7 protein-coding genes are annotated in these 6,290 nt (G+C 43.0%); 3 read left to right on the top strand and 4 right to left on the bottom strand.

What is annotated here, in order from left to right; genetic code table 11:
* Positions 1–117 precede the first annotated feature (117 nt).
* Genes pta through yjbM form a run of 4 tightly spaced genes read right to left on the bottom strand, consistent with a single transcriptional unit; the run spans position 118 to position 3,477 of the window.
* Positions 118–1,092, bottom strand: coding sequence for a phosphate acetyltransferase (pta, locus tag P5Y91_RS09000; RefSeq protein WP_021153149.1), 975 nt, complete (start codon positions 1,090–1,092; stop codon positions 118–120).
* Between the two features lie 21 nt (positions 1,093–1,113).
* Complete coding sequence (locus P5Y91_RS08995; protein WP_277839323.1) at positions 1,114–2,007, bottom strand: RluA family pseudouridine synthase; 894 nt, start codon at positions 2,005–2,007, stop codon at positions 1,114–1,116.
* Positions 2,004–2,822: an NAD kinase gene (locus P5Y91_RS08990; RefSeq protein WP_305366792.1), complete on the bottom strand. Its 819-nt coding sequence runs from the start codon at positions 2,820–2,822 to the stop codon at positions 2,004–2,006. The genes P5Y91_RS08995 and P5Y91_RS08990 overlap by 4 nt, the downstream gene beginning before the upstream one ends.
* Positions 2,806–3,477, bottom strand: coding sequence for a GTP diphosphokinase (gene yjbM / locus P5Y91_RS08985; protein ID WP_023918039.1), 672 nt, complete (start codon positions 3,475–3,477; stop codon positions 2,806–2,808). Before yjbM ends, P5Y91_RS08990 begins: the two co-directional genes overlap by 17 nt.
* Before the next feature lie 95 nt (positions 3,478–3,572).
* Between yjbM and P5Y91_RS08980 the strand changes: the two genes are divergently transcribed.
* The 3 genes from P5Y91_RS08980 to P5Y91_RS08970 all read left to right on the top strand — a co-directional run bounded on the left by P5Y91_RS08980 (position 3,573) and on the right by P5Y91_RS08970 (position 6,281).
* The gene (locus P5Y91_RS08980; protein ID WP_277839322.1) at positions 3,573–4,130 is read left to right on the top strand and encodes a CYTH domain-containing protein; all 558 of its coding nucleotides are present in this window, start codon (positions 3,573–3,575) and stop codon (positions 4,128–4,130) included.
* Positions 4,131–4,202: 72 nt separating this feature from the next.
* A complete protein-coding gene (locus P5Y91_RS08975; protein WP_003007186.1) occupies positions 4,203–5,159 on the top strand; it encodes a ribose-phosphate diphosphokinase in 957 nt (318 codons plus the stop codon).
* 9 nt (positions 5,160–5,168) lie between these two features.
* Positions 5,169–6,281, top strand: a complete 1,113-nt coding sequence (locus P5Y91_RS08970; RefSeq protein WP_156672263.1) for a cysteine desulfurase family protein — start codon at positions 5,169–5,171, stop codon at positions 6,279–6,281.
* Positions 6,282–6,290: the final 9 nt, after the last annotated feature.

Genomic DNA, 6,290 nt, shown 5'->3' with positions numbered 1-6,290 from the left:
GCTCTACTACGCTGATTTCATCAGCTTTTACAGCCCTACTCAACTGTGCGGAGGTGGGACGACGAAATCGAATTCTAGCGAATTACCGATTTCTGTCCCACTCTCTAAATGCATTACTTATTGTTCTACAGCTTGAGCTGCTGTAATCAAGGTTAATTTGTAAACGTCATCTGCATTACATCCGCGAGAGAGGTCGTTGACTGGTTTATTCAATCCTTGCAAGACAGGACCTACCGCCGCAAAGCCTCCGAGACGTTCTGCCATCTTGTATCCAATGTTACCTGCTTCAATACCAGGGAAGATAAAGACATTGGCTTGACCTGCCACCTTGCTTCCTGGAGCCTTCAAGGCTGCAGTTGCAGGAACAAAGGCTGCGTCAAATTGCAATTCCCCATCAATTTCAAGATCTGGACGAAGTTCATGAGCAAGCTTAGTCGCTTCGACAACCTTATCAACACTTTCACCGAAACCAGATCCTTTTGTTGAATAGCTCAACATAGCAATTTTTGGATCAATTCCAAACATCTTGGCTGTGATAGCTGAGTTGATAGCAATTTCGGCTAATCCTTCAGCATCTGGATTGATGTTGATGGCACAGTCCCCGAACAAGTAACGTTCAGATCCACGAACCATAAGGAAAGCTCCTGAAGTCCGTTTTACATTTGGACGAGTTTTGATAATTTGCAAGGCCGGACGAACAGTTGCGGCTGTTGAGTGAATCGCACCAGATACCATCCCATCAACAATTCCCATGTGTACCAACATGACACCAAAATAGTTAACGTCGTCTTTCAAGACTTGACGTGCTTCTTCTTCTGTCATTTTGCCCTTACGACGTTCTACCAAGGAAGCTACCATTTCTTCAAAACCTGGATAAGAATGAGGATCGATGACTTCATATCCATCCAAAACCCCTTCGATTTCAAGATAAATCCGAATTTTATCTGGATTACCAAGCAAGACAGGGGTTACTTCTGTCTCGTTCACAATGCGTTTTGTCGCTTGGAGGATACGAGGTTCTTCACCTTCTGGTAATACAATACGTGCATTCTTACCAACGAGGTTGGCTTTGAGATTTTCGAAAACTTCCATGAGTTTTACTCCTTTTAATAATTAATAACTAGTTTGAAGCTGTGTTAATACAGCTTGGAAATCTGGAGGCAGTGGACTTTCTATGACCAATTCTTCCTCTAGAAATGGATGATAATAGGATAGACGATGACAATGAAGGGCTTGGCGCTCAATGCCGTCTTCTAAACTTCCGCCATAGAGATCATCTCCCAAGAGCGGAAAACCAATATGGGAAAAATGAACGCGGATCTGGTGGGTTCGACCTGTGTGTAACTGAATATCCACTAGGTGAATATCACCAAAAGATTGAACAACCTGGTAGCTTGTATGAGCATACTTGCCACCTTTAGCTACCTTTCGGGTGATAATTGAATCTTCATCACGCGCAATCGGAGCAATAATTTCTCCGATAGGATCAAGCTTCCCAGATCCCTTGACCAAGGCGTAATAGCGTTTCTGAATCGTTTTGGCTTGCAATTGCTTATCTAAACGGGCATGAGCATAGCCATGTTTGGCAAAGAGCATAACGCCACTAGTATCCTTATCCAGGCGAGTGACTATGTGGACCTGCTGGTTCTCATAGCCCTGCTTCACATAATAGCCTTTTACAAAATTTGCCAAGGTATTGGAATGAATCGCACTTGGAATCGAGGCGATCCCAAAGGGTTTGTTTAAGACCAAAAAATGATCATCTTCAAACAAAATATCCAAAGGCCGATTCATGGGTTTTAGGGTTTCGAACCCTTCTTCTGCTGGAATATCAATGACCAAGCGATCCCCAATATCCAACAAATAAATTGCATTCTCCGGACGGCCATTGACAAGGATCTGGCCACCACGAAACTTAATCTTTGCTAAGAGCCCCTTAGAAACCTCATGCTTTTTCAAGAAGGTCTTAACCTTAACATGCTCATCGACAATGAATTCAAATCTCATTCTCCATCATCTCCGATAAAGGCATCCTTGACCCGATTCCAGAAGCTGGTGTGACTGGAGCTTGCCACAAAATTAATCTTATGGTTGTCAATCTGGTATTCTACCTTTGCAATATTGCGGTAAGAATAGGTTGAATTGTCAACAGAGATAATGTGAAAGCCAGGTCTCGTCGGTGTAATCTCAATCTTATCCTTTTTAGGGACAATGACAGAAGAACCCAAGGTACGATAAACACGGTTGTTGAGACTAGCAATCTCAGCGATCTGTAGCGCCTCAATAGTTGGGTGAAGGACTGCTCCTCCCAAGGATTTGTTGTAAGCCGTACTTCCTGTCGGAGTCGAAACGGTAATCCCATCTCCTCTGAAGCGCTCAAAATCCACTCCATTAATCGTGAGATCGGCAACCATGGTCCGGTCGCTTCTCTTAATCGTCGCTTCGTTCAACGCTCTCATGGTACGGGTTTCCCCATTTTCGAAAGTAATCTTGACATTCAAAATGGGGTAAGAAACCTTAGCGCCTGTATCATATTTCAAATTCTCAACCAGCTTATCGATTTCACTGTCTAAGTAATCTGTATAGAATCCTAAGTGTCCGGTATGGACGCCAACAAATCGCACCCGATCCAACTGGTGTTCATATTTGTGAAAGGCTGATAGCAACATCCCATCGCCACCAATTGAAATCACAATATCCGGGTGCTTCTCCGTCAAAATAAAATTATTTTTCCGAAGCTTGTAGCGCAACTGCTGAAAAACCTCTTCACTTTGACGCTTGCGATTGCGAATAATGGATACTTTTTTACCTGTAGTCTTCATCTGTGTCATCACTATTTCCAACGCCATCATTTAACTTACGATGAAGTGGATCAAACAGGGCTTGAGCCTCCTGAATCGCATCCCGAATTGCCCCCATCTCTTCATCCAAGAGATAGGCCAGGTTTGCTGTCGTCTCTAAGCGTTTTTTGATCTCGTCTGGAAAGTCTCCTTTATATTTATAATTAAGCGAGTGTTCAATGGTTGCCCAAAAATTCATGGACAAGGTCCGAATTTGAATCTCTGCTAAGATCGTTTCATTTCCATCAATGGTATCGACCGGATACTCGACCACGACGTGGTAACTCCGGTAGCCACTTGATTTCTTGTGGCGGATGTAATCTCGCTCTTGGACCACGCGCATATCCTGCCGTTGTCTCAGAACCTCTAGGATCTCTTCGACGTCATCCACAAACTGGACCATGATGCGAAGACCAGCAATATCTTGCATATCCTGAGCCAGATTTTCTTCAGAAATATTTCTTCGGATCATCTTTTCGCGAATGCTCTCAATCGGCTTGACCCGTCCTGTAACAAACTCAATTGGAGAATGCTTTTGTTGCTTACGATATTGCTTACGAATCCCACGCAGTTTGATTTTTAATTCCCCAACTGCTTGGATATACGGATCTAAGAAGTTTTCCCAATCAATTGCCATCCTACCACCTTGTAATCTGAACCATTTTTGTATACAATAAACACATCTCTTATTATATCATGAATCGCTTTTGAAAAAAAGCAAAGGACCACAAAATGAACCATTTAGAAATTGAATACAAAACCATGCTAGACAAGGAGGAATACCAATCCCTCCTTCCACTTTTTGCTGATACAGAATTGGTTGTCCAAACCAATCACTATATCGATACACCCGACCAGCTCATCCGTAAGGAAAAAATGGCCTTGCGGGTGCGTACTTTCACAGATCAGGCTGAATTGACTCTCAAAGTCCCTGAAGATGTTGGCCATTTCGAGTACAATCAAAACCTCAGCCCAGAAGAAACCGACGCGATCCTTCAACACCAACAGTTTCCTGACGGAGAAATCAAAAAACTCTTGAAATCTAAAGAAATCCCAGTTGAGCAACTCGCGGTCTGGGGAAGCCTTACAACAGAACGATTCGAAAAAGAAACTGATGCAGGCTTAGTGGCGCTGGACCACAGTCTCTATCTAGACACTGAAGATTATGAGTTGGAAATCGAGGTCGAAACAGCTGAGCAGGAAGAAAATTTCCATCAGTTCATCAAAGAGCATGGAATCGTCTACAAAGCTGCAAAAAATAAAATCGCCAGATTGGCGGAAAGATTGTAAAATAGCTGAAATTATCGCAAATTTTTGCTAAAATAGTGCTAAGATCAAAAATCTAAATGAGGTTGGAATCACATGTCAGATAAAAAAAATATGAAGCTCTTCTCTCTCAATTCAAATCCAGAGATTGCGCAAAAAATCGCGGATCATGCTGGGGTTCCACTTGGGAAAATTTCATCCCGTCAATTTTCAGATGGTGAAATCCAAGTCAATATTGAGGAAAGTGTTCGTGGATATGATATTTATATCATTCAATCAACCAGTTTCCCGGTCAACAATCACTTGATGGAACTGTTAATTATGGTAGATGCTTGCCAACGGGCCAGCGCAAATACTGTCAATGTGGTCATGCCTTACTTCGGTTATGCCCGCCAAGACCGGACTGCTGCTCCTCGTGAACCAATTACTGCTAAACTCGTCGCAAACATGTTGGTCAAAGCTGGGGTGGATCGCGTTGTCACACTGGATCTTCATGCGGTGCAGGTTCAAGGTTTCTTCGATATTGCCGTGGATAACCTCTTTACCATTCCACTCTTTGCAGAACACTACATTAATAAAGGTCTAACAGGGCCTGATGTCGTCGTCGTCAGCCCTAAAAATTCAGGTGTCAAACGAGCTCGTAGTTTAGCTGAATATCTTGATGCACCGATTGCGATCATTGATTACGAGCAAGATGATGCAAACCGTGATTATGGCTATATTATCGGGGATGTCAAAGATAAGAAAGCAATCTTGATTGACGATATCCTCAATACCGGTAAGACATTCTCAGAAGCTGCGAAAATCGTCGAACGCGAAGGTGCTACTGAAATTTATGCTGTATCAAGCCATGGTTTATTTGTGAAAGGTGCTGTCGAGTTATTAGACCAAGCTCCGATCAAAGAAATCTTAGTAACCGATTCTGTTGCTCCAAACGGACCAACTCCTAAAAATATTAACTATCTGACAGCTAGCGAACTGATCGCTGAAGCTATTGTTCGCATTCAAGAAAGAAAACCTGTTAGTCCTCTATTTGCCTACCACAAGAAATAAGGTCTTAATGTGATATATTTTGATAATGCCGCAACAACTCCCCTTCTACCTGAAGTCATTGATAAAATGTCTGAAACTATGAAGACCACTTTTGGAAATCCATCGAGCCTTCATGCTCATGGGCGGATGGCTAGTAAACTCCTTCGAGAGTCTCGCGAGCAGATTGCTCAGTCCCTCCATACTCTTCCAAATCGGATTTTTTTCACCTCAGGTGGATCAGAAAGTAATAATACCGTTATAAAAGGCTACTGCTTGAAACACCAAGCAGATGGCAAACACATCATTACTACCGCTTTGGAACACCATGCGGTTCTAGAACCCATCGAATATCTTGTTGAACGTTTCGGATTTGAAGTTACGATCGTCCAACCAAGAGATGGACGCATTCAGGCTAGTGATATCAAGGCGGCTCTTAGACCGGATACCATTCTTGTCTCTACCATGTTTGCCAATAACGAGACAGGCGATCTTCTACCGATTAAAGAAATCGGAGAACTCTTAAAAGATCATCCAGCTGCCTTTCACGTTGATGCTGTCCAAGCAATTGGAAAGGTCCCTGTCTATCCCGAAGAGTTGGGGATTGATTTTCTCAGTGCTTCTGCCCACAAATTCCATGGACCAAAGGGCGTCGGCTTCCTTTATGCGGCCGCCCCAGATTTTGATAATCTCTTACATGGTGGGGATCAGGAAAGTAAGATGAGAGCCAGCACGGAAAATCTCATTTCAATTGTCGGGATGGCAACCGCGCTTCAGCAAGCTACACTTCATCAAGAAGAAAATTTCAACCAGGTTCAAAAACTTGGCCAGGAACTAGTCAATGGTTTAGCAGCCTACGACTACTACGTAAATGCGAATGACGATCATCTTCCATTTGTTTGGAACCTTGGCTTTCCGGGTGTCCAAAATGATGTATTATTGATGCGACTCGATCTTGCTGGAATTTCTGTCTCTACAGGTTCTGCTTGTACCGCCGGTACAGTTCAACCCAGCCATGTCCTTGAGGCGCTCTATGGAAAAGATAGCTCACGCCTAAAAGAATCCCTTCGAATTAGTTTTTCAGAACTCAATACCGTAGAGGAGGTTCAAGACTTCCTCTCAAAACTTAAAGAAATTTTATCATAGGAGAACAAT

This window comes from Streptococcus taoyuanensis, from assembly GCF_029589235.1.
GTDB lineage: Bacteria > Bacillota > Bacilli > Lactobacillales > Streptococcaceae > Streptococcus > Streptococcus taoyuanensis.
The sequence above is the reverse complement of the archived record's forward strand: the minus strand, read 5'-3'. Positions and strand labels throughout refer to the sequence as shown.